22 protein-coding genes are annotated in these 25347 nt (G+C 74.9%); 8 read left to right on the forward strand and 14 right to left on the reverse strand.

Annotation, left to right across the window (positions count from 1 at the left end):
• Positions 1 to 27: 27 nt before the first annotated feature.
• From J3R08_RS17030 to J3R08_RS17045, 4 genes are all read right to left on the reverse strand, one after another.
• The gene (locus tag J3R08_RS17030; protein ID WP_043323888.1) at positions 28 to 1275 is read right to left on the reverse strand and encodes an MFS transporter; all 1248 of its coding nucleotides are present in this window, start codon (positions 1273 to 1275) and stop codon (positions 28 to 30) included.
• An 11-nt stretch (positions 1276 to 1286) separates the two neighbouring features.
• Entirely contained in the window at positions 1287 to 2462 is a 1176-nt protein-coding gene (locus tag J3R08_RS17035; RefSeq protein WP_209964271.1) for an RNA polymerase sigma factor, read from the reverse strand.
• Positions 2463 to 2470: 8 nt separating this feature from the next.
• Entirely contained in the window at positions 2471 to 2878 is a 408-nt protein-coding gene (locus J3R08_RS17040; RefSeq protein WP_043323886.1) for a YciI family protein, read from the reverse strand.
• Between the two features lie 178 nt (positions 2879 to 3056).
• The gene (locus tag J3R08_RS17045; protein WP_209961995.1) at positions 3057 to 3473 is read right to left on the reverse strand and encodes a DUF6069 family protein; all 417 of its coding nucleotides are present in this window, start codon (positions 3471 to 3473) and stop codon (positions 3057 to 3059) included.
• A 169-nt stretch (positions 3474 to 3642) separates the two neighbouring features.
• Here J3R08_RS17045 and J3R08_RS17050 point away from each other — a divergent pair, with 169 nt between their 5' ends.
• The 4 genes from J3R08_RS17050 (at position 3643) to J3R08_RS17065 (ending at position 6850) form a co-directional block, all read left to right on the forward strand.
• Positions 3643 to 4746, forward strand: a complete 1104-nt coding sequence (locus tag J3R08_RS17050) for a sensor histidine kinase (RefSeq protein ID WP_209961996.1) — start codon at positions 3643 to 3645, stop codon at positions 4744 to 4746.
• Positions 4743 to 5411, forward strand: coding sequence for a response regulator transcription factor (locus J3R08_RS17055; protein WP_069088645.1), 669 nt, complete (start codon positions 4743 to 4745; stop codon positions 5409 to 5411). The genes J3R08_RS17050 and J3R08_RS17055 overlap by 4 nt, the downstream gene beginning before the upstream one ends.
• A gap of 241 nt (positions 5412 to 5652) precedes the next feature.
• Complete coding sequence (locus J3R08_RS17060; RefSeq protein ID WP_043323881.1) at positions 5653 to 6135, forward strand: hypothetical protein; 483 nt, start codon at positions 5653 to 5655, stop codon at positions 6133 to 6135.
• Between the two features lie 73 nt (positions 6136 to 6208).
• Entirely contained in the window at positions 6209 to 6850 is a 642-nt protein-coding gene (locus J3R08_RS17065; protein ID WP_043330111.1) for a class F sortase, read from the forward strand.
• Positions 6851 to 6853: 3 nt separating this feature from the next.
• On the opposite strand, the gene J3R08_RS17070 is transcribed toward J3R08_RS17065, so the two are convergent.
• Positions 6854 to 7855, reverse strand: a complete 1002-nt coding sequence (locus J3R08_RS17070) for a phosphotransferase family protein (protein ID WP_113972753.1) — start codon at positions 7853 to 7855, stop codon at positions 6854 to 6856.
• 110 nt (positions 7856 to 7965) lie between these two features.
• Between J3R08_RS17070 and J3R08_RS17075 the strand changes: the two genes are divergently transcribed.
• Positions 7966 to 8364 carry a YchJ family protein gene (locus J3R08_RS17075; protein WP_113972754.1) on the forward strand — a complete coding sequence of 133 codons (399 nt, stop codon included), beginning with the start codon at positions 7966 to 7968 and terminating at the stop codon, positions 8362 to 8364.
• 97 nt (positions 8365 to 8461) lie between these two features.
• Here the strand turns inward: J3R08_RS17075 and J3R08_RS17080 are convergent, their stop codons facing one another.
• From J3R08_RS17080 to J3R08_RS17120, 9 genes are all read right to left on the reverse strand, one after another.
• On the reverse strand, positions 8462 to 8851 hold the full coding sequence (locus tag J3R08_RS17080) for a DUF2267 domain-containing protein (RefSeq protein WP_209961997.1): 390 nt from the start codon (positions 8849 to 8851) through the stop codon (positions 8462 to 8464).
• A gap of 89 nt (positions 8852 to 8940) precedes the next feature.
• Positions 8941 to 10803, reverse strand: coding sequence for a transketolase (locus J3R08_RS17085; RefSeq protein WP_209961998.1), 1863 nt, complete (start codon positions 10801 to 10803; stop codon positions 8941 to 8943).
• A gap of 81 nt (positions 10804 to 10884) precedes the next feature.
• Positions 10885 to 12114: an MFS transporter gene (locus J3R08_RS17090; RefSeq protein WP_104115944.1), complete on the reverse strand. Its 1230-nt coding sequence runs from the start codon at positions 12112 to 12114 to the stop codon at positions 10885 to 10887.
• Between the two features lie 203 nt (positions 12115 to 12317).
• Entirely contained in the window at positions 12318 to 13322 is a 1005-nt protein-coding gene (locus tag J3R08_RS17095; RefSeq protein ID WP_209961999.1) for a hypothetical protein, read from the reverse strand.
• A gap of 73 nt (positions 13323 to 13395) precedes the next feature.
• Complete coding sequence (locus tag J3R08_RS17100) at positions 13396 to 14403, reverse strand: hypothetical protein (protein WP_069088642.1); 1008 nt, start codon at positions 14401 to 14403, stop codon at positions 13396 to 13398.
• 54 nt (positions 14404 to 14457) lie between these two features.
• Positions 14458 to 16095, reverse strand: a complete 1638-nt coding sequence (locus tag J3R08_RS17105) for a serine/threonine-protein kinase (protein WP_069088641.1) — start codon at positions 16093 to 16095, stop codon at positions 14458 to 14460.
• A gap of 292 nt (positions 16096 to 16387) precedes the next feature.
• Complete coding sequence (locus J3R08_RS17110) at positions 16388 to 18178, reverse strand: hypothetical protein (protein WP_069088640.1); 1791 nt, start codon at positions 18176 to 18178, stop codon at positions 16388 to 16390.
• A gap of 41 nt (positions 18179 to 18219) precedes the next feature.
• Positions 18220 to 18660 carry a DUF4395 domain-containing protein gene (locus J3R08_RS17115; RefSeq protein ID WP_043323868.1) on the reverse strand — a complete coding sequence of 147 codons (441 nt, stop codon included), beginning with the start codon at positions 18658 to 18660 and terminating at the stop codon, positions 18220 to 18222.
• A gap of 114 nt (positions 18661 to 18774) precedes the next feature.
• Positions 18775 to 19221, reverse strand: coding sequence for a thioredoxin family protein (locus tag J3R08_RS17120; protein WP_233607907.1), 447 nt, complete (start codon positions 19219 to 19221; stop codon positions 18775 to 18777).
• A gap of 212 nt (positions 19222 to 19433) precedes the next feature.
• On the opposite strand from J3R08_RS17120, the gene J3R08_RS17125 reads away from it, so the two are divergent.
• The 3 genes from J3R08_RS17125 (at position 19434) to dinB (ending at position 25299) form a co-directional block, all read left to right on the forward strand.
• Complete coding sequence (locus J3R08_RS17125) at positions 19434 to 20567, forward strand: N-acetylmuramoyl-L-alanine amidase (protein ID WP_069088638.1); 1134 nt, start codon at positions 19434 to 19436, stop codon at positions 20565 to 20567.
• Between the two features lie 259 nt (positions 20568 to 20826).
• On the forward strand, positions 20827 to 24012 hold the full coding sequence (locus tag J3R08_RS17130; RefSeq protein WP_069088637.1) for a penicillin acylase family protein: 3186 nt from the start codon (positions 20827 to 20829) through the stop codon (positions 24010 to 24012).
• A 99-nt stretch (positions 24013 to 24111) separates the two neighbouring features.
• Entirely contained in the window at positions 24112 to 25299 is a 1188-nt protein-coding gene (gene dinB, locus J3R08_RS17135) for a DNA polymerase IV (protein WP_069088636.1), read from the forward strand.
• Positions 25300 to 25347: the final 48 nt, after the last annotated feature.

Raw genomic sequence — 25347 nt, forward strand, 5'->3', positions numbered from 1 at the left:
CGGGCGCGGTCACCGGCCGACCCGCGCTCAGGCCACCGGGGCGGGCTCCTGGGGGGCCGGCTGGGCGTAGGCGGCGGCCACCGTCGCCCGGTCGAAGACCCGCCACGTCGCGGCGATCACCGCGACCGCCACCACGAAACCCACCCAGTACGGCGCGGTGATGCCGAACCGGGCCGCCACCACACCGCCGAGCAGCGCGCCGACGCAGTTTCCGCCCGCCGCGACGAACAACGTGGTGCTGCCGACCCGGCCCATCAACGCGGGCGGGGTGAGCCGCTGCCGCAGCGAGTTCGCCACGATGTTCCACAGCGCGCTGTGCGCCCCGAACGCGAACAGCGCGAACCCGACCACGGCGGCGCTGCGGGACGCGGCCAGCGCCAGGTGCAGTCCCGCCTCGACCAGCAGCCCGGTCCGTACCGTCCAGGTGGGCGTGATCGCGGCGATCAGCCGGTCCCCCACCACCGAGCCGAGCACGCCGCCCACTGCCATGCAGGTGAACAACGCGCCGTAGCCGACCGAGCCGAGACCCAGCCGTTCGGTGGCGAGCAGCACCAGCACCGCCACGGCGGCGGTGAGCGTGACGTTGAGCAGGCCGATCAGCACGGTCATGGTGCGCAGCAGCCGCTGCCCCCACAGCCAGCGGAACCCCTCCGCGACCTCCGCCCGCGCCGAACGCCGCCCGTCCGGCGCCGGCCCGGCACGGTACGTCCCGGCGAGCAGCCCGACCAGCACGGCGCTGAGCGCGTACGTGCCGGCGTTCAGGGCGAACGGCAGCGACGCCGCCAGCACGAACAGGAACCCGCCGAGCGGGCCGGCGATCATGTTCTGCATCACCTGGGTGCCGCCGCCCAGCCACCCGTTGGCGCGTTCCAGCAGCGAGCGCGGCACCACCGCAGGCAGCACCGCCTGCGCGGCGGTACGGAACACCACCTCGCCGGTGTTCACCACGAACAGCACCGCGTACAGCAGCGCGATCCCGGCCCGGTCGGCCAGCATCGCCGCCGCGAGCACGGCGAGCGCGCCGACGCGTACCCAGTCGATGAGCACCATCAGCCGCCGCCGGTCCACCCGGTCGGCCAGCACGCCGCCGGGCAGCGCGAACAGCAGCCACGGCAGCCACGACACCGCCGCCCCGGCCGACACCACCAGCGGATCGTCGGTGAGCGACGCCACGTACAGCGGCGCGGCCACAGTCGCCGTCCCGCTGCCCAGCGCGGACAGCGTGCTCGCCGTCCACAGTCGGGCGAAGCGCCCGCCGAGCCGTTCCCCCGTCACGGCGAGGCAACCTACCAGCGGCGACGAACCCTGCCGACCGGTTTATCCGGGCGGCGGGAGTTGAGGCGGGCCGCCTGCCGGTTGAGGTGGTCGCGTTCGGCCAGGCTGGCCGCGCGACGGGCCGCGTCGGCGTACAGGCCGGCTGCCCGGTCCGGGTCGCCGTCGCGTTCGTGCAGGTACGCGGCCACCGCCGTGTAGCGGGGCAGCGTGTCGTCAAGCGCCGCGAGCGCCGCCAGCCCGGCGCGCGGGCCGTCCGCCTCGCCGACCGCGACCGCCCGGTTGAGCCGGGCGATCGGGTTGCCGGTCAGGCGCACCAGCTCGTCGTACCACTCGACGATCTGCACCCAGTCGGTCTCCGCGGCGGTGGGCGCGTCCGCGTGCAGTGCCGCGATCGCGGCCTGGGCCTGGAACTCGCCGAGCCGGTCGCGGGACAGCGCGGTCTGCAGGATGCCCACGCCCTCGGCGATCAGCGTGGTGTCCCACCGGCTGCGGTCCTGCTCGGCCAGCGGCACCAGGCTGCCGTCGGGCGCGGTCCGGCCGGCCCGGCGGGCGTGGTGCAGCAGCATGAGCGCGAGCAGCCCGGCCACCTCGGGGTGGTCGATCGCGGCGGCGAGTTGGCGGGTGAGCCGGATTGCCTCGGCGGCCAGGTCCACGTCGCCGGAGTAGCCCTCGTTGAACACCAGGTACAGCACGCGCAGCACGGTGGCGACGTCACCGGGCTGGTCGAGGCGAACCCCGGAGACGGTGCGCTTGGCCCGGCTGATCCGCTGCGCCATGGTGGCCTCCGGCACCAGGTACGCCTGCGCGATCTGCCGGGTGGTGAGCCCGCCGACGGCGCGCAGCGTCAACGCGACGGCCGACGACGGGCTCAGCGACGGATGCGCGCAGAGGAAGTAGAGCCGCAGCGTGTCGTCCACGGCGGGCACCGGGCCGGGCGGCGGCTCTTCCTCGATCAGGTCCTCCCGTCGGCGCCGGGCGGCGTCGGCGCGGACCGCGTCCAGGAACCGCCGCCACGCCACTGTGACCAGCCAGCCCAACGGGTCGCGGGGCGGGTCGGCCGGCCAGACACGCAGCGCCTCGATCAGCGCGTCCTGCACGGCGTCCTCGGCCGCCGCGAAGTCTGCTCCGCGGCGGACGAGGACACCGAGCACGCCCGGGATGAGGCTGCGGAGCGCGACCTCGTCCATCGGACGGGTCACTCGGTGATGGTCGGCGGCGCGGTGAGGAACGGGCGCAGCTCCAGCCACTCGTGGATCGGCTTGCCGCCCTGCCCGGGCGCGGCCGACAGCTCGGCGGCGAGTTCGAGGGCACGCTCGTAGCTGTCCACGTCGATCACCATCCAGCCGGCGATCAGGTCCTTCGTCTCGGCGAACGGGCCGTCGGTGACCGGCGGGCGTCCCTCGCCGTCGTAGCGGACGAACGTGCCCTCCGGGGCGAGCGCCTGGCCGTCGACGTACTCGCCGCTCTCCTGCAGCCGGGCCGCGAACTCCTGCATGTAGTTCACGTGCGCGGAGATCTCCTCCGGCGTCCACTTGTCGATCATCGGCATGTCGGTGACCGGGGTCGGGCCGCCGCGATAGTGCTTCAGGAGCAGGTACTTCATCTGTGTCTCCTCGTGGAGGGTGCGACCCATTCTGGCCGCGTTCACTCCGGGGACGAAGCCGCCTGCCCGTTCTCGACATCGGTGGCGGAGGAATTTCCGGCGTCACATCGCGTAGGGCATCCTAGGAGGCTAGTTCTGGAGGCCGGGCCGCCTGCCCCCGTCGCGGCGGCCCGGCCCGTCAGGCGGCGGCGGCGCGGCGCAGGCCGGTGATCAGCACCGTGCCCGCGACCAGGTGAAACGCCACCAGCGTCAGCGTCGCCGCTCGGCCGACTCCCCCGCCCAGCGGCCCGAGCAGCGACACCAGCAGCACCAGGCCCGCGACCACCGTCCAGACGGTCCGGGCGCGGGCGGTGAGCCGTTCCAGCAGGGCCAGCAGCGCCCAGCCGGACAGTCCGGCGAGCAGCGTGCTCACCGCCACCGCCACCGGCGTCACCCGCTGCACGTCCGAACCGGTGCGCGCGGTCAGCTCCACCCCGGCCAGCGGCACCGCGATCACCCAGCCCAGCAGCGTGGCCACGGTGGCGGCGAGCACCGTCAGCAGCCGCACCCGGCGGCGGGTCGGGCGGGTGGCGGCGGTCGGAATCGTGGTTTCCATCGGTGGCTCCTCGGCATCGGGACGACTGCCGCCGACGCTAGGTCCGGCGGGCCGCCGCGCGGATCGGGCCGCGGAGCGGTTCCCGGCTCCGTCGCCGGACCGATCACCGGCCCGGATCTCCGTCTGGCGACCGATGAGAAGCGGTGCGCACGCGGCCTAGCATCCGGACATGAGGTGTGCGTCCCGGTCCCGGCTCCTGCTGCTGCTCGACGGCGGCATCGCCACCGTGAGCCTCGCCGTGTGCCTGCTCGCGCTGCTGGCCTCCGACGCCGGCCCGGACACGACCGGCGCGACCGCCGTCGCGGTCGGCCTCGCCGTCGCGCAGGCCGGCTGTCTGCTGTGGATCAGGCGCCACCCGGGGTACGCCCTCGGCGTCGCCGCGCTCGCCGGCGTCGGCCTCGAGGCGCTCTGCCCGCAGCTCGGCTGGCTCGGCCTGGTCGCGGTGCCGATGGCGTACGTGGCCCGGCTGCGCCCGCCCCGGTACTCGCTCGTCGCGCTCGGGCTGCTGCTCGCGCCCACGCCGTGGAAGCTGGTCACCGGCGGCTGGCGGGACCTGCTGCTGGCGGTGACCGCGCTGGGCCTGAGCTGGACGCTCGGCGAGTTGCAGCGGGGCCAGGCGCAGCGGCGTGGCGAGCGCGAACGGCAGGTACGCGCCGCCGAACGGGAGCGGATCTCCCGGGAGCTGCACGACGTGGTGGCGCACCACGTCGCGGTCATCGCGGTGCAGGCCGCCGCCGCCGAGGACGTGTTCGACGAGCAGCCGGAGCAGGCCCGCGCCGCGCTCGCCGCGATCGACACGGCGGCCCGGTCGGCGCTGACCGAGCTGCGGGCCATGCTGCACGCGCTCGCCCTCGACGACGGGTCCGAACCGGACGGACCGCAGCCGGGACTGGCGCAGCTCGACGCGCTCGCCGACGCGGTACGGGCGGTGGGCCTGCGGGTGACGCTGCGGCGCGACGGCGACGGCGAGGCGCTGCCCGGCGGGGTGCAGCTGTCGGCGTACCGGATCGTGCAGGAGTCGCTGACGAACGCGCTGCGCCACGGGCACGCCACCCGCGCCGACGTGGACGTCGATTACCGCGACGGCGTACTGCGGCTGGAGGTCGTCAACGACGGCCCGGCGCCCGCCCGCCGCCCCGGCACGACCACCGGGCGCGGCATCGTCGGCATGCGGGAACGGGCCCGGCTGCTCGGCGGCACACTGGACGCCGGCCCGCTGCCGGCCGGCGGATTCCGGGTCCACGCCCGGCTGCCGGTGGAGGCGGCCCGATGACGGTACGGGTGGTCATCGCCGACGACCAGGAGCTGATCCGCGCCGGGCTGCGCACAGTCCTCGACGCGCGGCCCGACCTGAGCGTGGTCGGCGAGGCCGCCGACGGGGTCGAGGCGGTCGCGGTGGCGACGCGTACGCGGCCGGACGTGGTGCTGATGGACGTGCGGATGCCCCGCCGCGACGGCATCGCCGCCACCCGCGACCTGGTGGCCGCCGGCAACCCGGCCAAGGTGGTCATGCTGACCACGTTCGACCTGGACGAACACGTCTACGCCGCGCTGCGCGCCGGGGCCAGCGCGTTCCTGCTCAAGGACACCCGCCCGGCCGACCTCGCCGAGGCGGTACGCGTGGTGGCCCGGGGCGAGGCGCTGCTCGCGCCGACTGTGACCCGGCGGCTGCTGGACCGGTACGCCGACCGGCTTCCCGCGCCCACGCCCACCGGTGACGCCCTCGCCGTGCTGACCGCCCGCGAACGGGAGGTGCTGACACTCACCGCGCGGGCACTGTCCAATGCGGAGATCGCCGCCCGGCTGCACCTGAGCACCGCCACCGTGAAGACACACGTCTCGGCGATCCTCACCAAGCTGGGCCTGCGCGACCGGATCCAGGCGGTGGTGCTCGCGTACGACACCGGGCTGGTCCGGCCGGAACCGCCCGTCCGGTAGGCGCGAAACGGACAGCGGACCCAGACACGGCGAAGCGGGACGGCTCGCCGTCCGGCCTGGCCCGGCATGTCCACCCTCCGACGGCGGCAGGGAGCACACCGGACGGCAACGAAGATTTCTCAATTACCCCCAGTGACCGCCGCAACCCTCCTAGTGTTGGCCACACCGGTGCTCGTCACGGAGTTGGCCACCCGAACGACGTCCCACGCCTACAGCGGACGAAAAGTGAGGGAAGACGCGGATGAAGGCACAGTCATTTCTCGGATCGGCGGCGTTCGGCGTGGGCCTCGGCGCACTGCTGCTCCCGGCCGCCGCGCTGGCGGACACCAGAGTCTCACCCGCCGCCACCCCGGTCGGCGGCACCGTCGTGCTGACCACCACGTGCAACCCGAACGCCGGTGACGCGATCTTCCGGGTCACCGGCCCGGACCGGGACCAGAACGTCCGGTCCACCACCGCGGCCGCGGGCGGTGGCCTGAGCGCCGAGCTGTTCACCGCCGGGTTCACGCTCGGCACGTACACCGTCGCCACCACGTGCGGCGACGGCAGCGACGGCGGCAGCGCCACGTTCACCGTCACCCCGATCGGCGGCGCGCAGGCCGGTGGCGGCGGGCGCGACGGCGACACCGGGGTGCTGGTCGCCGGGGGCGTGCTGGCCGCCGGGGCGCTCGCCGGTGGCGCGTACGCGGTCATCCGCCGACGCCGCGCGGGCGCCGTCGCCTGACCGGATCGTCGAGCGGTCCGCCCGCGCCGGAGCACCCGGCGCGGGCGGCACGTCCCTGTCGGACGGAGGTGGGATGCTGTCGGAGTCGCAGCGCCGGTCGCGGTTGCGCACCGCCGTCGTGGTCACCGCCGTCACCGTCGCCGCCGCCACCGGCACCGGACTGGTCTCGGCCGGGCTCGGCACCACGTCGACGCCACCGCCACAGCCCGGCGTCTCCGCCGCGCCCGCCACCGAACGACCGGGTACGGCAGGTCCGGCGCTCCCCCGCGCCACACCGGTGCGGGTGACCATCCCGCGCATCGGCGTGGACGCCGAGATCGTGCCGGTGGCCACCGACGCCGACGGCGCGCTGGAAGTGCCGCCGCTGGAACGCCCCGAGGTCACCGGCTGGTACCACCCCGGTCCCGCCCCCGGCCAGGCCGGCAACGCGGTGCTGGTCGGGCACGTCGACTCGCAGCACGGCCCGGCGGTCTTCTTCGACCTCGGCCGGCTGCGCCCCGGCGACACGATCCGGGTGCTGCGCGCCGACGGCCGGACGGCGGCGTTCACCGTGGACGGCGTCGGGGCGTACCCGAAGGAACGCTTCCCCACCACGCGGGTCTACGGCGGCGACGCTGCTGCGCGGCTGCGTTTGATCACGTGCGGCGGGCGGTTCGACCCGCGGACCGGCAGCTACCCGGACAACATCGTGGTCTTCGCCACCGCTACCCGCTGACGCTCAGCCTTCCAGGTCGGCCAGTTCCGCGTCGAGCAGCTTCGCCAGCAGCGCCACCCGGCCCGGGTCGTTGTCGGCGGTGATGTTCCGGCTGGGCATCTCGACGGTCATCAGCAGGTAGAGGTACAGCCGGTACAACCCGAGCCGCCGCCGCGCCCCGGCGTCGAGCGGGAACGGCGCCGCCGCCCGGTAGGCGCGCACCAGCGGGTCGTCCGGCTCGTCCTCGGCGCGGCGGAACAGCAGCGGCGACACCAGGTCCATCAGCGGATCGCCCCACAGGTAGCGTTCGCCGTCGACCAGGCCGGTGAGCCGGGGCGTGCCGTCCGGCCCGTCCACGGCGAGCACGTTGCCGGCCCAGCCGTCGAAGTGCAGCAGCGCCGGACGGCGTACCGCGTCGAGCACCGCCGCGTGCCGCGCCACCAGCTCCCGGATCCGGGACGCCGGCACCGGCAGCGGCACCGCCCAGTCGGCGGCGTCGGCGAGCATGTCGTCCACCATCGCCGTGTACGCGTCCCGCCAGGTAGCCCCGTGCGCCCGGTCGCCGTCGTAGCCGTACCGCTCGCCGGTGACGGCGTGCAGCGCGGCGAGCGCGCGGCCGAACTCCTCGCGCAGCGGCCCGACGTCCGCGCCGGCCTGGCTCAGGTCCCAGAGGGTACGACCTGGTAGCCGCGCCATGAGCAGCCAGTCGCCCAGCTCGGGGTCGGTTCCGTGGTGCAGCAGCGCCGGCGTCGGCACCCCCGGTGCGCGGTCGGCGACCAGGCGCAGGTAGTGCGCCTCCGCGCCGACCATGTCCCGCTCGTAGCGCAGCAGCGGCACGTGCGGCGGCGGACCGACCTTGAGCACCACGTCCCGGCCGTCGGTGAGGCGTACCTGCCACACGGCGGCGAAGCCGCCACCGGTCAGCGGGCCGCAGTCGGCCACCTCGACGCCGGGCCCGAGCGAGGCGGTGAGGTATCGGCGGACCTGATCGGGGTCGAGGACACGCTGAGTCGGACTCACGCTCATGGTCCGGGGAGCCTACTGGGTTGAGGTGTAAGGAGGGGCCCCCTGTTAACGCCTCCGGTAGAGGAAGGGCCCCTTGTTAACACCTCTCCGAGGCTTGGGAGAATCGCGGCATGGCGAGACGGGGTGAACGGACGGCGGCATGCCCGTGCGGCACCGGCCGGCCGTACGCGGACTGCTGCGCCCCGGTCCACCGGGGCGAGGCGACGGCGGCGACCGCGGAGGCGCTGATGCGGTCCCGGTTCAGCGCGTTCGCGCTCGGCGACGCCGCCTACCTGCGGCACAGCTGGCACTCGACCACCCGGCCCGAGCGGCTGGAGCTGGACCCGGGCACGCGCTGGACCCGGCTGGAGATCGTGGAGACCGGGCAGGGCGGCCTGTTCGACAACGCCGGGACGGTCCGGTTCCGGGCGCACTACCGCGAGGGTGGCCGGGCGGGTGTGCTGGCCGAGCACAGCCGCTTCGCCCGCGAGGACGGCCGCTGGGTCTACCTGGACGCGCTGCCCGAGTGACGCCTCCCTGGCGCCGACGCGCGCAGCCTGCGGCGGCGGGTGTTAACAAGGGGCCCTTCCTCTACCGGAGGCGTTAACAAGGGGCCCTTCCTTTCGCCTAGGCCGGGCGCGGGGCGGGCTGGGCCAGCTCGGCGATCTCGCGCGGCAGCTGGGACAGCGCCCGGTTGAACTGGGCGGGCCCGACCACCCGGTGCAGCGCCTGCAGCACCGCCCGCGCGCCGCGCTCGGCGTCGGACGGGGTCGCGCCGGAGCGCTCGGCGACCCGGCGCAGGAACTCGTCGTACCCGAAGACCTCCGGGTCCTCGACCCGGGCGCGGGCCAGCAGCGGACGCAGCTCGTGCGCGACGTGCGCGGACAGGTCGTCGGCCTCGCCGCCGCCGATCCGTTCGGCGAGCGTGCGCAGCGTCGCCTCGGTCAGCGCGCGGGCCGTCTCGACCGGTACGCCGGCGCGGGCGGACACCCGCGCGTAGAACTCCGGTTCGGCCATCGTCTGTCCTCCCGTCGCAACGGCAGCGTGGCTACCCGCCGCCGGCCTCGGCAAACACCGCCGCTGACCTGGCCCCGGCGACCAGGCGTTCAGGCCAGGGCCCGCGCCGCCGAGACGATCGCGCCGACGCCGATGCCGGCCCGGTCGAACTGCTGGGCGGGGGTGCCGGAGCCGGGCAGCCCGCGTACCGCCAGGTGGTTGACCCGGGACGGTTCGCCCAGGTCGGCGAGCGCCTCCAGCACCGCTGAGCCCAGCCCGCCCTCCGGGTAGTGGTCCTCGACCACCACCAGCCGCCCGCCGGTCTCCACCACGGTCTCGGCGAGGCGCTGCCGGTCCACCGGCTTGATCGAGTACATGTCGATCACGCGCGCGTCGATGCCCTCGCGGGTCAGTTCGTCGGCGGCGGTGAGGCAGAGGTGCACCGTCACGCCGGTGCCGAGCAGCGCCACGTCGCCGCCGTCGCGCACCATTCGGCTGCCGCCGATCGGGAACGGCTCGCCGTCGTCGTAGAGCACCGGGTACTTGCCGCGCGTGGTGCGCAGGTAGGTGATGCCCGGGTGGTCGGCCATCTGGGCGACCAGCGCCGCGCAGGAGACCGCGTCGGCCGGGCTGAGCACCGTGGAGCCGGGCACTGCGCGAAGCGCCGCGATGTCCTCCAGCCCCATCTGGGACGGGCCGTCCGGGCCGATCTCGACCCCGGCGTGCGAGCCGACCAGCGCGATGTCGGCCCGGGACACCCCGGCCATCCGGATGAAGTCGTACGCCCGGGACCAGAACGCGGCGAACGTCGCCGCGAATGGCCGGTAGCCGCGTACCGCCAGGCCCACCGCCGCGGCGGCGAGCTGCTGCTCGGCGATGAACATCTGGAAGAACCGATCGGGGTACGCGGCGGCGAAGCTCTCCGCCCGGGTGGAGTCGCTGACCTCTCCGTCGAGCGCGACCACGTCGGGCCGGGCGGCGCCGAGGGCGCGCAGCGCGTCGCCGTACGCGTTCCGGGTGGCCACCTTCGTCCCGCGCTCGTACCGGGGCAGCTCCGGCTGCCGGTGCTCGGCGGCGGCGGTGCGCGGCGCGGCGGGAGGTTTCGGCCCGGCGACCCGGATCCGGCGGGGGCCGCCGAGCGCCCGTACGGCCCGGTCGGCCAGTTCCGGGTCGAACGCCTTGCCGTGCCAGGCCGGGTCGTTCTCCACCTCCGGCACGCCCTTGCCCTTGACCGTGCGGGCCAGCACCACCGTCGGCCCGGTGGCCTCGCGTGCCTGCCCGTACGCCTCGTCGATCGCGCCCAGGTCGTGGCCGTCGACGGCGATCGCCCGGCAGCCGAACGCCTCGACACGACGCCGGTAGGTGTCCAGGTCCCACTCCAGCTCGGTGGGGCCGCGCTGGCCGAACCGGTTGACGTCCACGATCGTGGTGAGGTTGCGCAGCCCGTAGTGCCCGGCCTTGTCCAGCGCCTCCCACACCGATCCCTCGGCGGTCTCGCTGTCGCCGCAGAGCACCCAGACGTGCGCGGGTGACCGGTCGAGGTACTGGGCGGCGAGCGCCACCCCGACCCCGACCGGCAGCCCCTGCCCGAGCGAGCCGGTGGCGACGTCGACCCAGGGCAGCACCGGCGTGGGGTGGCCCTGCAGGCGCGACCCGGCCTGCCGGTACGTCTCCAGCAGCTCCTGCTCGCTGATCGCGCCGGTGGCCCGGAACACCGCGTACAGCAGCGGCGAGGCGTGCCCCTTGGAGAGGATCAGGTGGTCGTTGCCGGGGTTGCCCGGGTAGGACCAGTCGTAGCGCAGATGCCGGGCGACCAGCACGGCGAGCAGGTCGGCGGCGGAGAGACTCGATGTCGGGTGCCCGGAGCCGGCCATCGTGCTGCACCGGATGGCGTCCACCCGGAGTTGGGCGGCCAGCTCCGCCAGCCCGGTCAGGTCCTCGTCGCGCAGTGTGCGCTCTGCTTCCAACGTCACCGCGATCGTCTCCCCGGGGTCGCCGATTTTCCGGACCCACGCTAGGCCGCGAACGCGACCATTGGTCCCTTTTCTGGTGATTCATGCTCGACCGGTGAACAGCCACAGCGCCACCAGCAGGTACGGCAGCACCGCGACCGCGAAGGCACCCGGGTTGCCGACCGCGCCGGCGAGCAGCCCGTACCCGGCGTAGAAGGCGACGATGGTCAGATCGGTGGCCATCCCGGCCAGCGACGTGACGGTCGCCCGCGCCGACCCGGCGATCCGGGCCTGCAGCCGCACGTCGGCGAGCACCGTGGCGAGCTGGAACGCGGCGAACGCGGCGGCCAGCAGCACGAACCCCGCCGGGTGCCGCAGCAGCGCCCCGGCCGCCGTCGCGCCCGCCGCGAACACCAGCAGGCCCGCGTACCCCCGGTGGGACAGCCGCTCGCCCAGCGGCGCGAGCAGCCCACCCACAGTCATCCCGGCCCAGACCAGCAGGAGCAGCAGCGGTACGCCCACCTCGGCCATGCCGGTGTCGGCGGCCAGCAGCCCGGTGTACTCGTCCAGCCCACCCCAGATCGCTGTCACCGCCGCGACCAGCAGCACGGCGGCCCGGACGCGGCGGTCGGCGCGCACCTCGCGCAGGCCCAGGCACAGGCTGTTAAGCCAGCCGGGCTCGTCGTCACCCGGCGCGGCACTCGCGCGCGGCCCGTCCGGCTCGCCACCTGGAACCGGCGCGGACGATCGTGGGCGGTGTTCCGGGAAGCGGGCCGCGACGGCTGCCGCCAGCAGGCAGGTCGCCACGCTCGCCGCGCCGACCGCGAGGTAGCCGCCGAGCGCGTACGCCGGCCCGGCGAGCACCCCGGACCCGACGGCGCCGAGCACCTCGGCGGTGCGGGCCCGGCCGATCAGCCGGGCGTACCTGTCGGCCGCACCGAGACGCTCCAGCTCGGTGAAGACCAGTGCCTCCAGCGCGCCCGAGCGCAGCGCGCCACCGGCGCCCCACAGCAGGAAACCCACGGCGAACGCCGGGTAGGACGGCAGCAGCACCCAGAGCGCGAAACCGGCGGCGGCGAGCAGCGGCGCCAGGCACAGCAGCAGCCGGCGCGACACCGTGTCGGCCCACACCCCGGAGGGCACCTCCAGCACGATGCCGGCGGCCGCCCAGAGCACGAACAGCGAGGAGATCTGCCCGACCGACAACCCGGTGTCGGCGAACAGCAGCACGTAGAGCGGGTAGAGCAGGACGAGGTCGGTGAGGAACGCGTACCCGTAGAGCGTCGCCGCCAGGCGGCGGGTCGCGGGTACGCGGGCAGGAGCGACGAGCATGGGACCTTCCCACGGGACGTGACGGACACCGGCCGGAATGCACGGCGTCCGCGGCGGCCCGCGGCCTCGTCGCTCAGTAGGGCATCAACATCGCCAGGTCATGCCGGGATCCTATCCGCCGCGAGGCGCCCCGGTGGTCCCCCGGCGGGCACGAGATCGGGGCGGGACCGTGCGGTCCCGCCCCGAGTGTCACTGCCGCCAGGTCAGCGGCGGAACTTCTCCACGTCGGCCTGCGGGATGACCATGGTGGCCTCGCTGTCCGCGGCCTGCTCGGCGGTCGGCTGACGCGGCGTGGCCGGCTGGGTGCGGTCGGAGTCCGCGTACGCCGGAATGTGCTGCGTGGCCTCCGTCGGCACCGGCTCGGTGGCGTCCGCACCGGCGGCGGCCGGGGTGGCCGGGTACGCGGGGACGGGCTGGGTAAGGTCCGCCTCGGCGTCCCGGCTCACCGGCTGGGTCAGCTCGGAGTCCGCGTACGGGCCGGTGGCGGCCAGGCGGGCCTCGACGTCGCGGCGCCCGGCCTGGTACGCGCGGGCGTGCGTGGCGATGGTGCGCGACTCCTCCTCGGCCCGGGTCAGCCAGTTCTCCCAGCGGCTCTGCATCGGCCGGACCAGGCCGCCGCCGACGCCGACGACCAGGATGCCGCCCACGGTGGCGAGCACCGCGATCAGCACCGGAGTGGTGACAGTGGTGGCGACGCCGATCTGGTTGAGCGCGGCGATGACGCCGAGGCCCAGGATGAACACCGAGGCGAGGTTCGCCAGCACCCGGCCGTAGGAGAGGCCGCCGAGCGCGCTGGAGATGATGTCCTTCACGGCACGGGCGATGGCCGCGGCGACCACCACGATGACGATGGCGACGAACGCCCGGGGCAGCCAGGCGATCACACCGGCGATCAGGTCGGAGATCGGGTTGGGGCCCCAGATGCCGAACGCGAGCTGGAGCGTGACCAGCAGCACGCCGTAGTAGGCGAGCTTGGCGACGATGTCGCTGGCGTCGTACTTGGAGCGGGCCAGCGCGGTCTTGATGCCGCCGCGCTCGACGGCCCGGTCGAAGTGGACCCGCTCCAGCACCTTGTCCACGAGCTTCAGCACGGCCTTGGCGATCAGCCAGCCGGCGATCAGGATCGCGACGAACGCGACCGCCTTGGGCAGGAACAGCATCACCGAACGGAACGCGTCGCCCACCGCGTCCCCGAAGTTGTCTCTCATCGAAGGGCCTCCACGTACGTGGTCCAGGTTTGTTCGGGTGGGGCTACCCGGACCCGCGCGCGGGGAAACGCGGTCAGCCGCCGGGACAGCGGTATCTGACGCGGGTGCCGGCCTGCATCGGCGCCGGTTCGATGATGTTGACGGTGGCCGTGCCGACTGTCGTGCCCACTCCGGAGAACGTCCACTCCAGGGTGAGGGTCGCGGTGTGCTGCCCGCTGCCGACCCGCTCGGTGAGCACCGCGCCGGGCGGGCCGTCCGAGCGGAACCACTGGTAGCGGATCGTTCCGGCGCGCCCGTTGGTCCGTACCGTGGCCACCACGTCCACCGTCACGTCGCACGCGACACCGGCCGGCCGGTTCGCCGCCACCGACACCTGCTCGACCTCCATCGGGCGCAGCCGCTGCCACAGGTAGAGGCCGACAGTGAGCAGCAGCGCGGCGGTGAGCAGCGTGGACAGCACCGAGACGACACGCCGCCAGACCGGTCGCGGCCGGATCGGGGGCGCGGTCGGCCAGGGCGGCGCGGGCGGCGGCGTCACCGGCACGCCCGGCCCGAAGCGCAACTCGCCGCCGGGCGCGGGCGCCGGGACGCCGCTGGGCGCCCGCGCGCCCACGGTCCGATCCGGGTACGCCCCGGCGCCCGTCGCCGCCGGCGGCCCGCCGGCCTGGTGCCCATGCGGTACCCCGGTGGGCTGCCACGAGACGGTCGGCTCCACGCCCGGGCCCCTGGCCGGCGGCGCCGGCCGCGGACGCACTGTCGCCTGCCCGGTCACGGTGCCCGGGGCCGGAATCGGAGCCGTTGCCGGAGCCGGAGCCGGACTCAGGTGGACGGTCGGCTCGGCATCTGGCGAGCGGTCCACCTCCGGCCGGGCGAGTGGCACAGTGGGCTCCGCGCCGTCCACGGACAGCGGCACCGTCGGCTCGCCGTTCACCGCAGACAGAGAAACGGTCGGCTCCGCCTCGGCGGCGGCGCGGGGCGCGACGAGGTGGACTGTCGGCTCGGCGGCATCGGCGTCCCCGGGCGGGGTCACCGGCAGGGCGCGGGTCGGCAGCGCCTCGGTGGGCTCGTCGGGCCGGGTCACGCCGGACGTCCCCGGAACGGGATGCGGTGCTGGGCAGCGGGCACTGTCGTACTCCTAGCCGGGGGTGCAGTCGTGGTAGAGCGTCACGTACACCGGTGACGCCGAGGTGGTCGTGTTGCCGGCGGCGTCGGCGGCGGTGACCCGGATCGGGATGCGGGCGCTGCGCTTGGGCGTGGACAGCGGGCCGAGCGTGCCGGTGAACACGCCGCGGCCGGCGGCGGCCATCCGGACCGTTCCGGTGGCGCCGTCGAGGGTGTAGCCGAAGGTGACGGTCAGCGCGGCCGGGGAGCTGCGGTCGTCGGTGACGGTGGCGGTGACGGTGCTGCTCTTCGCGCCGTAGGGGCAGCCCTTCGGGTCCAGCTCGCCGGGGTCGGCGCGTACCCCGTCCACGACCGGCGCGGTCACGTCCGGCGGTGGCGGGGTGGTGCTGCGCGACGCGCTGGGGGTGGGCGTGCCGGCGCGGGTCGGCGACCCGGTCCGGTCCGGGGTGGCGGACGGCGCGGGCGGCGGTGACGCGGTGGGCGGGGTGGGTGTCGGCGACGGGCTCGGCGACCCGGCGGCGGTCGGGTCCGGTGTGGGCGCGGTCGTGGTGGCCGGGGCGGCGCTCGCCGGGCCGGTGGGGGCGGCGGCGTCGGTGCCGTCGTTGGCGGCGTAGCTGTAGCCGGCGCCGCCGGCCACGACGGCGGCGGCCAGGGCTCCGGCGGCCAGCGCGGTACGGGTGCGGCCCTTGCGGAACAGTCCGCGCCGGCCGGAGCGCGCGCCGAGCGCCGTGTCCGCCACCTCGGTGTAGGCGACGGCGGTGGCCCCCTCGGCCCGCTCGGGGAACGGCCACAGCGCGGCCAGCAGCGCCGCCCGGCGGCCCAGCTCCCGCAGCCCGCGTTCCTCCCACTGCGGGCCGTAGCCGGCGCCGGCCACCTGTTCCAGCAGGCCGAGGAACGCCTCGGCGGACTCGGGCCGCTCGTCGGGGCGCTTGGCCATGCCGTGGCGCAGCAGCTCGTGCACCGGCGGGGGCGCCGCCTCGGCGGGGATCGGCGCCAAGGCGTGCTGGTCGCGCAGCGAGAGCAGGTCCGGTCCCTGGTACGGGGGCCGGCCGGTGAGGCATTCGAAGAACGTGGCGGTGGCGGCGTAGACGTCGCACGTCGGGGCGGCGGGGGCGCCGGTCCACTGCTCGGGGGCCATGTAGCGGGGCGTGCCGGAGACAGTCGTGTCGGAGCCCTGGCCGACCGGCATGGCGATGCCGAAGTCGGCGAGTTTGCTCAGCCCGGCGCCGGTGACGAGCACGTTCTCCGGTTTGTAGTCGCGGTGCACGACACCGTGGGCGTGGGCGGCGGCCAGGCCGGCGAGTGAGCCCTTGAGGACGCAGAGCGCGGCCTCGGGCGTGGTCGGGCCGTGCGCGCGCAGCATCTGGCGCAGCGACACGCCGTCGACCAGTTCCATCACGATGGCCGCGCCGTGCGGGCTCTCCACGTACTCGTAGAGGCGGCTGACGTGCGGGTCGTCGATCTCGCCGAGCAGCCGGGCCTCGGCGCGGAACGCGGTCCGGAACGACGAGTCCTCGCCGAGGTCACGGACCAGGTACTTGATGGCGACCGGGGTGCCGGTCCGGTCGTGGGTGGCGAGCACGACGCTGCCGGACGCGCCGGCGCCGAGCCGGCGGACCGGCGTGTAGCCGGACAGTTCCCAGCCGCTCATGCGACAGACTCCACCGCGTCCCACGGGCGGGTGTCGGATGCCGTCTCGCTGGTCATTCTCACCGGGCCGGGGCGGCCGGCCATCGGCGCAACGGCTGCTTCCGGCCGCCGGTCGGCGGCCGGGCGCCCGCGCGGCACGGCGCGGCGCGGTAGGTGGTCGGTATCGGACACACCGCCACGAGTACCAGATCCCGGCAACCACCCTCACCTCGTTGATCATGAGGTTGGCGTGGACAAAAGGGACCGACATCGCCGTCAACTTCATGATCGACGGAACAGGCGGAGGGTGGCGGTCAGAAGCGGCGGGGTGGGGGGATGCCTGCGGGCGGAGGGGTGCGGAGCAGCCAGATCGGGTTGCTGGCGCCGACGATCTCGCCCTCACGGTCGCGTACCTGGGTGCGCACGTACGTGCCGGCGCCGACGCGCACCGGCTGGTCGTGCCAGCCCGCCCGCAACTGCCGCCACGGGACCCGCCCGACCCGGACCGCCGGAGTCGGGTCCGCGACACCGGCCCGGTCGACCTCGCCGGTGACCACCTCCAGTGTGGCCCCGGCGGGCAGGTCGGTGGCGCGCAGCCGCACCGTGACGGTGTCCTCGGCGAGCACGGCGAGCGCGCCCATGCCGCTGCGGCCACCGAGTTCCAGGTCCAGCGCGCCCCGGTAACCGGCCAGGTCGGCGAACCACGCCTGCCCGGCGCGCAGCGCCGCGACCAGGTCGTCACGGCCGGTCGAGGCCGCCCAGACGGAGGTGACGTTCCGGTCCCGGCCGGCCCGCCAGTCGGTGCCGTCGTGGTCGTCGGTGACGCCCACGGCGGTCAGCGGGATCGCGTTGCGGGCCGCCACGTCGTACGCCCAGAGGTAGTCCTCGACCGGCCGGCGCCCGATCTCGATCAGGTCGACGCCGAGCGCGTTGCGGCTGACCAGCAGCCGGGCCAGTGACTCGCGGCGTTCGGTGTCCAGCGGATGGTTCCAGCACACCACCCCGCCGTGCGAGTGCAGGAACCGCACCATCTTCTCGGTGGCCTCGACGTCGTTGTCCCGGTACGGCGGGGACGGGAAGCTCGGCAGCGTGCCGTCGCCGCCGAACCAGTTGAGGTGCCGCACCATCGACACCTCGTACGCGCGGTGGTGGGTCACGCCCGGGTACGCCCCGTCGTAGCCGCGCAGCACCTCGGCGCGCATCTCCTCGCCGGCCTGCCCGGCGCGGCGGGCGCGGTCGAAGACGAGCCGGTCCACCAGGTACGCGCCGCGCGCGCCTCCTGCCACCGTGACGCCGAGGCGCAGCCCGCGCAGCGAGTTGTCGCCCGCCACCAGGCCGGGCCAGAGCCGCCGCACGTCGGCGAGCAGCTCGAACGTGTGCCGCTGCCAGGCGCCGGCCGGGGCGGGCCGCTCCACGGTGCCGAAACGGCCGTCGACCGAGTGCCGGACCGTGTCGACGCCGCCGAGGCGGTAGCGCAGCACGAGCTGCCCGGCGGGGCGGCCGGGTCCGGCGGGGTGGTGCGACAGCGCGATCTCCACGGTGAGCGTGGCGTCCCGGCCGGCGGCTTCGGGGCGTACGTCGAGGTGCAGCGTGGTGTCGGAGATGTTGGAGGTGTGCGTCCAGTTCCACGCCTTGCCCGCGTACCAGTGGGCGCCGGTCCCGGCGGCGACCAGGCGCAGCGCGCGGCCGGGGCCGTCGGGGGCATCGGGGACGTCCACGAAGTCGGCGGCCGACGCGGCGAGCCGCCCCTCGGTGGCCGGCTGCCACGTCCAGGCCAGCCCGCCCTCGCGTTCCTCCGGGCCGTCGAAGTGGACGACCCGGCGGTGGTCGTGGGCGGCGACCCGGAAGTCGTGGTCGGTCCACCAGAGCACGTCGACGGCATTGCGGCGGGCCTGGTCGAGGTGGGCGGCGTAGCTGGCCACGCCCTCGCTGAACGAGGCGTGCAGGTGCATCGCCATGCTGATCGGCCGCCGTCCGCGCGGCGCGGGCGGCGGTGGCCGGTCGTTCGTGGCGGCCAGGCCGACCGGCACGCCGATCCCGGCCACCGCGAGTCCGCCCGCCGCGACGAGCACGCTGCGCCGGTCCAGCCGTGCGCGACCTGCCATGCCCCTCCCCCATCCGCCGGGGCCAGCGTACGGGCGGGCGGTCAGCGCGGGGGCGCCGCCACCCGGCCGGCCAGCGGCCGCCCGGTCAGACGGCGGATCGTCAGGTACGCCTCGCAGCCGAGGCAGAGCCCGAACGCGGCGTTGAGGAACGCCGCGGCCAGCGCCGCGCCGGTGGCGGCCAGGCCGAGGGCGGGCATCCCGGCGAGCCAGCCGGCCGCGCCGACGACGCTGAAGACCAGGCCGACGAGCTGGGCGAAGCGCACCGGGGCGACCGGCTCCAGCTCCGCCGGCGGGTCCAGCCGGGGCGCCACCAGGGCGCGGAACAGCAGCCCGTACGGGCCGAGGCGCGGGTTGAGCGCGGTGAGCGCGAACACGACGGCCTGGGCGAGCAGGAGCAGCCCGGAGCCGGTGACGAGGACGACGGCGAGGACGACTGTGGTGAGGACGGCGGCGAAGCGCGGTCCCCGGGGGTCGAGCAGCATGGGGTGGGTCCGTTCGTGCGGGGGCGGTCGGTCAGGCGGGACGGACCGGCGCACAGAGGCTCGCGGCGAGCCGCCCGTGGTCCACCACCCGGCGGCGGGTCAGCCGTACGCCGGTCATCGGGCCGCCCCGGCGGTGAGCGCGGCGATCAGCTCGTCGCGGTCGGGCACGCCCGCGGCCCGGCGCACGACGCGGCCGGCGCCGTCCACCACCAGCACGGTCGGGGTACGCCACACGTCCAGTTCCCGGGCCGCGTCGAGGTGCTCGTCCACGCCGACCTCCAGCACCGTGACCCCGTCGAGGCGGGCGGCGACGTCGGCGAGGACCCGGCGGGCGGCCCGGCAGGGCGCGCAGACCGGGGCGGAGAACTGCACCAGCGTGCGCTCGCCGGGGCGTACCCCGAGGGCGGTGAGGGTGGCCCGGTGCGGCGCGGCGGCGTCCGATGGGCGCTTCCGGACGGCGCGCAGCCGCCCGTCGTGGCGGCGGCGCCACCAGCCGAACGCGGTGGCGGCCGCGAGCACCGCGACGAGCACGAGAATCCCGGCCGGGCTGGGCGACTGCACGGGTCCAGGCTGCCACGGCCGATCACGACGCGACATGGTCCATCCCGGTCAGCGGACGTGAGATCGCCTACTCCGGCGGTAGGAGCGGCCCGGCGAACGTCGCTTTTGTCCTCTGGCGCGCCGCGCCGCCTTGGCAATATTCTCCACCTCGCGCGCAGCCGTTGGAGTTCCTTTACATCACCCGGCCCCGGCCGGGCCATCGAGGAGGCGGAATGCACTTCGACCACCCCGAGCTGGACCGCCGTACGCTGCTGCGGGCCGGCCTCGGCGCCGCCGCGGTCGCGGTCGTCGGGAGCGAGCTCGTCCGGCCGACCGCCGCGCACGCCGCGCCGGGCGCGGACCTCGACTGGATCATCGGTTGCGACGAGTGGGCCGCCCGCCCGCCGGCCGATCCGCTGTCGGTGAGCGCGACCCCCACCAACAAGATCATCGTGCACCACATGGCGTTCCCGAACGTCACGGACTACTCCGAGGAGCACGCCAAGCAGCTCGCCCGCGACTGCCAGGACCTGCACATGGACGGCAACGGCTGGTCCGACACCGGGCAGCACTTCACCGTCAGCCGCGGCGGCCACGTCCTGGAGGGACGGCACGGCAGCCTGGACCGGCTGCGCGCCGGCGACCGGCAGATGATCGCCGCGCACTGCCCCGGCGAGAACGGGCGGGCCATCGGCATCGAGAACGAGGGCACGTACGTCACCGAGACGCCGCCGGAGGAACTGCTCGACTCCCTCGCCCGGCTGTGCGCCGCGATCTGCCGGCAGTACGGGCTGCACGCCCACGACATCTTCGGCCACTGGGACTTCCGGGCCACGCTCTGCCCGGGCGCGATGTTCTACCGGGAGTTCCCGGCGCTGCGCCGCGCGGTGTTCAAGCAGCTCGGCACCAGGCTCGGCGACGTGCCGGCCCGCCGCTGGCCGGACATCTGGCGCTTCGTCGGCGGCCCGGTGGTCCAGGTCGCCCAGCGCCTGCTGACGTTCCGCGGCTACACCGTGCCGGTCACCGGCGTGTTCGACGCGGCCACCGTCGCCGCCGTGCAGGACTGGCAGGCGCGCAACGGCATCCCGGTCGACGTCGACGCCACGCTGACCGCGCCGACCTGGGAGACCCTCGCCCCGGAGCTGGACCAGAAGTCCACCGGCGTCCCGGTGGCCGCGGCGCAGTTCATGCTCGCCGCCAAGGGCTACGCCGAGGTGATCGAGACCGGCGAGTACGACCACGCCACCCGCACGGCGGTGAAGGACCTCCAGCGCCTGCACGGACTACCACCCAACGGCAAGATCAGCACCACCACCTGGTGCGCGCTGGTGGGGGGTGTGGTGCGCCAGTCGTTCCACAAGCACTGACGGCGCACCGGCGGGGAGAGCGGTGGGGGTGGCAACGGCGCCACCCCCACCGCGTCGTTACGGCCGGGATCACGGCGAAACGTCGGCATTGACGACTGGTGAACGACGGCTATCCCGGACGGCGGTGGTGCCCCGATCATTGCCCGCAGATAGATATGAGTCATTCTCACCTCCGGGCAGGACGCCCGGGCGCGGAGGCCGAGACGCCGTCAGCCGGGCGTACCGAACGGCCCTACTCCGCGTCCCCCGGAGGATCGCCATGCCATTACCCGCCATCCGTGCCCGCCTCGCGGCGCTCACCACCGCCGCCCTCACCGCGAGCGTCCTGACGGTCATCGCGCCGTCACCGGCGCTCGCCGCCACCACGTTCACCCCCGACGACTACTGCCTCGGCCAGTGCGCCGACATCCTGCCGCCCGGGCAGAACGGCAACGCCACGCTCGTGGCGATCCTCGCCCACCAGGCGCTCGGCACCCGGCCCGCGCACTCCAGCGACCAGCTCGACGAGTACGCCAACCTGGTCTACAACTACGCCGGGCTGACCGACGAGCAGATCGCCCACTTCTACAACGACGCCTCGTTCGGCGTCCCCGACGCGCAGGTCGAGAGCAGGATCTCGCCACGCTCGGACGTCACCATCGTGCGGGACAAGGCCACCGGCGTCCCGCACGTCACCGGCACCACCCGCGGCGGCACCATGTTCGGCGCCGGGTACGCCGGAGCCCAGGACCGGCTCTGGGTGATGGACCTGCTGCGGCACGTCGGCCGCGGCAACGTCAGCTCGTTCGCCGGTGGCGCCCCCGGCAACCGCGAGCTGGAGCAGAGCGTCTGGGCCAACTCGCCCTACACCGAGGCGGACCTCCAGGCCCAGGTGGACGCGCTGCGCCTCAAGGGCACCCGGGGCCAGCAGCTCTACACCGACGTGGCCGACTACATCGCCGGCATCAACGCCTACATCGACAAGTCGATCGCCGACGACAACTACCCCGGCGAGTACGTGCTCACCGGCGCCGGGAAGCCCAAGCACTTCACCATGACCGACCTGATCGCCACCGCCGGCGTCATCGGCGGGCTGTTCGGCGGAGGCGGCGGCAGCGAGGTCCGGTCCGCGCTGGTCCGGGTGGCCGCCCGCGCCAAGTACGGCCCGACCGAGGGCGACCGGGTCTGGGCGGCGTTCCGCTCGCAGAACGACCCGGAGACCGTGCTGACGCTGCACGACGGGCAGAGCTTCCCGTACGGCGCGACACCGCCCGGCGCCACCAGCGCGGTGCTGCCGGACGCGGGCACCGTGGTCGCCGAGCCGCTCGCGTACGACGCCACCGGCGGGGCCGCTGCCCGCACCGGCAGCAGCGCCGCCACCAAGGACCTGCTCGGCGGCCTGTCCACCCTGCGCACGCACGGCATGTCAAACGCGGTGGTGGTCTCCGGCCGGCACACCACCACCGGCAACCCGGTGGCCGTGTTCGGCCCGCAGACCGGCTACTTCGCCCCGCAGCTGCTCATGCTCCAGGAACTGCAGGGGCCGGGGATCAGCGCGCGCGGCGCCGCGTTCGCCGGGCTGAACCTCTACGTGCTGCTCGGCCGCGGGCAGGACTACGCGTGGAGCGCCACCTCCGCCTCCCAGGACCTGACCGACACGTACGCGGTGCCGCTGTGCACCACCGACGGCACCGCGCCGACGCTGCGCTCCAACCGCTACCTCTACCGCGGTCAGTGCGTGGCCATGGAGGTGCTGGAGAAGCGCAACTCGTGGTCGCCGACGCTCGCCGACTCCACCCCGGCCGGCGCGTACACGCTGCGCGCGCTGCGCACCAAGTACGGGCTGGTCGCCTACCGGGGCATGGTGAACGGGCAGCCGACCGCGTTCACGAAGCTGCGCTCCACCTACCGGCACGAGGCCGACTCGGCGATCGGCTTCCAGGCGTTCAACGACCCGGCGGCGATGGGCAGCGCGGCGGCGTTCCAGGCGTCCGCCGCGAACGTCGGGTACGCGTTCAACTGGTTCTACGTCAACTCGACCGAGGCGGCGTACTACAACTCCGGCGCGAACCCGGTCCGCCCGGCCACGCTCGACCCGAACCTGCCGGCCAAGGCCGAGCCGGCGTACGAGTGGGTCGGCTGGAACCCGGACACCAACGACGCCACCTACGCACCGGCGTCGGCCCACCCGCAGTCGGTCAACCAGGACTACTACGTCAGCTGGAACAACAAGCAGGCGCGGGACTTCGGCGCGGCCGACGGCAACTTCAGCTACGGCGCGGTGCACCGCGGTCAACTGCTCGACGGCCCGGTGAAGGCCGCCATCGCCCAGCGCAAGCTCAGCCGCGCCGACGTCGTCCGGATCACCGCCGAGGCGGGAGTCACCGACCTGCGTGGCCAGCAGGTCCTCGGCGAACTGCTGCGGGTGCTGGACAGCACGCCGGTCACCGACCCGGCGCTCGCCGCCGCGGTGACCAAGCTGCGGGCCTGGCAGCAGGCCGGGTCCCGCCGGGTGGAGACGTCACCGGGCTCGAAGGTCTACCAGCACGCCGACGCCATCCGGATCTTCGACGCCTGGTGGCCGCTGCTGGCGGCGGCGCAGTTCCGGCCCGGCCTCGGCCCCGACCTGTACGGCGCGCTGGTCGACGCGCTGCAGGTCAACGAGTCGCCCTCGGGCGGGCAGAACGCGGCGCGCGACGGCAGCGTGAGCTGGGCGTCGCAGGGCCAGGCGCACAAGGGCTCGGCGTTCCAGTACGGCTGGTGGGGCTACGTCGACAAGGACCTGCGCGCGGTGCTCGGCGACCCGGTGGCCGGCGGGCTCGGGCGCACGTACTGCGGCAACGGCAACCTGGGCGCGTGCCGGCAGGCGCTGCTGGACACGCTCGGCCAGGCCACCGCCGCCCCGGCGGCCACCGTCTACCCGGGTGACTCGTCCTGCGGTGCCGGGGACCAGTGGTGCGCCGACGCGATCGCCCAGTCCGGGCTCGGCGGCATCACCCACCCGTTGATCGGCTGGCAGAACCGGCCCACGTACCAGCAGGTCGTGTCGTTCCCGGCGCGCCGGGGCGACACGGTGACCAACCTGGCGCAGGGCCGTACCGCCACCGCGTCCAGCACGCAGTTCCTGACCAGCAACACCCCGGCCAAGGCGGTCGACGGCAGCCTCGGCACCCGCTGGGCCAGCAGCTACAACGACAACCAGTGGCTGCGGGTCGACCTCGGCTCGGCCCGGACGATCAGCCGGGCGGTGCTGCGGTGGGAGGCCGCGTACGCCACCGGCTACCGGATCGAGGTCTCCGCTGACGGCAACTCCTGGCAGCCGGTGTTCAGCACCACCACCGGCAACGGCGGCGTCGACAACGTGACGTTCGCCCCGGTCAGCGCCCGTTACGTGCGGATGTACGGCGTGACGCGGGCGACCTCGTACGGCTTCTCGCTCTACGAGTTCGAGGTCTACGGACGGTGAGGCGCACGCGGCCGGTCGGCGGGAGCCATCCGCCGGCCGGTCGCGTGCGTCCGGGCAGGTCAGCCGCGCCTGTTCGAACATGTGTGCGAGGATGGCGGGGTGTCGAGCGAGGCCACCATCCTGCACGCCGACCTGGACGCGTTCTACGCCTCGGTCGAGCAGCGCGACGACCCCCGGCTGCGCGGCCGGCCGGTGATCGTCGGCGGCGGCGTGGTGCTCGCGTGCAGCTACGAGGCCAAGGCCCGGGGCGTGCGCAGCGCCATGGGCGGCCGGCAGGCGCGGCGGCTCTGCCCGGACGCGATCGTGGTGCCGCCCCGGATGGCCGCGTACACGGCCGCCAGCCGGGCGGTGTTCGAGATCTTCCGGGACACCACCCCGCTGGTCGAAGGGCTCAGCATCGACGAGGCGTTCCTCGACGTGGGCGGGCTGCGGCGGCTCGCCGGAACGCCGGCCGCCGTCGCGGCCACGCTGCGGGAGCGGGTACGCCGCGAGGTCGGCCTGCCGATCACCGTCGGCGTGGCCCGGACGAAGTTCCTGGCGAAGGTCGCCAGCGGCGTGGCCAAGCCGGACGGGCTGCTGGTGGTCGAGCCGGAGCGGGAACTGGCGTTCCTGCACCCGCTGCCGGTGGAGCGGCTGTGGGGCGTCGGCCCGGTCACCGCCGCCCGGCTGCGCGAACGCGGCATCCGTACCGTCGGGCAGGTGGCACGGCTGGACGAGCCGGCGCTGGTGTCGCTGCTCGGCGCGGGCGCCGGCCGGCACCTGCACGCCCTGGCGCACAACCGCGACCCCCGGGCGGTGCAGGTGGGCCGCCGCCGCTCCTCGATGGGCGCGCAGCACGCGCTGGGGCGCGGCCCGCACTCCCCCGCCGAGCTGGACGCGGTGCTGGCCGGTCTGGTCGACCGGGTGGCCGGGCGGATGCGCGCGGCCCGGCGCACCGGCCGCACGGTGACGCTGCGGCTGCGTTTCGCCGACTACACGCGGGTCACCCGGTCGCACACGCTCGACGAGCCGACCGCGCAGACCGCGCCGCTGCGCGACGCCGCCCGTGACCTGCTGGGCGCCGCGCTGCCGCAGATCGCGCTGCGCGGCGTCACGCTGCTCGGCGTCTCGGTGGCAAACCTCGGCGGCGGGCACACCCAGCTGGCCCTGCCGTTCACCGCCGACCCGGGTCCGGCGCTGGACGCCGCCGTCGACGCGGTACGCGACCGCTTCGGATCACGGGCGCTGACCCGTGGGGTGCTGCTCGGCCGCGATCCGGGCGTCGAGATGCCCCGGCTGCCGGACTGACCGCTCCGCCTCCTCCCCCGGTAGGAGGCGCGCTCCGACCCGGGGTCA

It is taken from the genome of Micromonospora sp. HB375 (genome assembly GCF_017872985.1).
Classification (GTDB): domain Bacteria; phylum Actinomycetota; class Actinomycetes; order Mycobacteriales; family Micromonosporaceae; genus Micromonospora; species Micromonospora chalcea.

What these genes read in the sequence shown, in the direction of transcription:
- J3R08_RS17105 (WP_069088641.1), bottom strand. Translation starts at nt 16,095, where the DNA reads ATGAGCGGCTGGGAACTGTCCGGCTACACGCCGGTCCGCCGGCTCGGC.
- J3R08_RS17035 (WP_209964271.1), bottom strand. Translation starts at nt 2,462, where the DNA reads ATGGACGAGGTCGCGCTCCGCAGCCTCATCCCGGGCGTGCTCGGTGTC.
- J3R08_RS17095 (WP_209961999.1), bottom strand. Translation starts at nt 13,322, where the DNA reads ATGAGAGACAACTTCGGGGACGCGGTGGGCGACGCGTTCCGTTCGGTG.
- J3R08_RS17065 (WP_043330111.1), top strand. Translation starts at nt 6,209, where the DNA reads ATGCTGTCGGAGTCGCAGCGCCGGTCGCGGTTGCGCACCGCCGTCGTG.
- J3R08_RS17115 (WP_043323868.1), bottom strand. Translation starts at nt 18,660, where the DNA reads ATGCTGCTCGACCCCCGGGGACCGCGCTTCGCCGCCGTCCTCACCACA.
- J3R08_RS17090 (WP_104115944.1), bottom strand. Translation starts at nt 12,114, where the DNA reads ATGCTCGTCGCTCCTGCCCGCGTACCCGCGACCCGCCGCCTGGCGGCG.
- J3R08_RS17125 (WP_069088638.1), top strand. Translation starts at nt 19,434, where the DNA reads ATGCACTTCGACCACCCCGAGCTGGACCGCCGTACGCTGCTGCGGGCC.
- J3R08_RS17055 (WP_069088645.1), top strand. Translation starts at nt 4,743, where the DNA reads ATGACGGTACGGGTGGTCATCGCCGACGACCAGGAGCTGATCCGCGCC.
- J3R08_RS17040 (WP_043323886.1), bottom strand. Translation starts at nt 2,878, where the DNA reads ATGAAGTACCTGCTCCTGAAGCACTATCGCGGCGGCCCGACCCCGGTC.
- J3R08_RS17045 (WP_209961995.1), bottom strand. Translation starts at nt 3,473, where the DNA reads ATGGAAACCACGATTCCGACCGCCGCCACCCGCCCGACCCGCCGCCGG.
- J3R08_RS17110 (WP_069088640.1), bottom strand. Translation starts at nt 18,178, where the DNA reads ATGGCAGGTCGCGCACGGCTGGACCGGCGCAGCGTGCTCGTCGCGGCG.
- J3R08_RS17050 (WP_209961996.1), top strand. Translation starts at nt 3,643, where the DNA reads ATGAGGTGTGCGTCCCGGTCCCGGCTCCTGCTGCTGCTCGACGGCGGC.
- J3R08_RS17075 (WP_113972754.1), top strand. Translation starts at nt 7,966, where the DNA reads ATGGCGAGACGGGGTGAACGGACGGCGGCATGCCCGTGCGGCACCGGC.
- J3R08_RS17070 (WP_113972753.1), bottom strand. Translation starts at nt 7,855, where the DNA reads ATGAGCGTGAGTCCGACTCAGCGTGTCCTCGACCCCGATCAGGTCCGC.
- J3R08_RS17080 (WP_209961997.1), bottom strand. Translation starts at nt 8,851, where the DNA reads ATGGCCGAACCGGAGTTCTACGCGCGGGTGTCCGCCCGCGCCGGCGTA.
- J3R08_RS17130 (WP_069088637.1), top strand. Translation starts at nt 20,827, where the DNA reads ATGCCATTACCCGCCATCCGTGCCCGCCTCGCGGCGCTCACCACCGCC.
- J3R08_RS17060 (WP_043323881.1), top strand. Translation starts at nt 5,653, where the DNA reads ATGAAGGCACAGTCATTTCTCGGATCGGCGGCGTTCGGCGTGGGCCTC.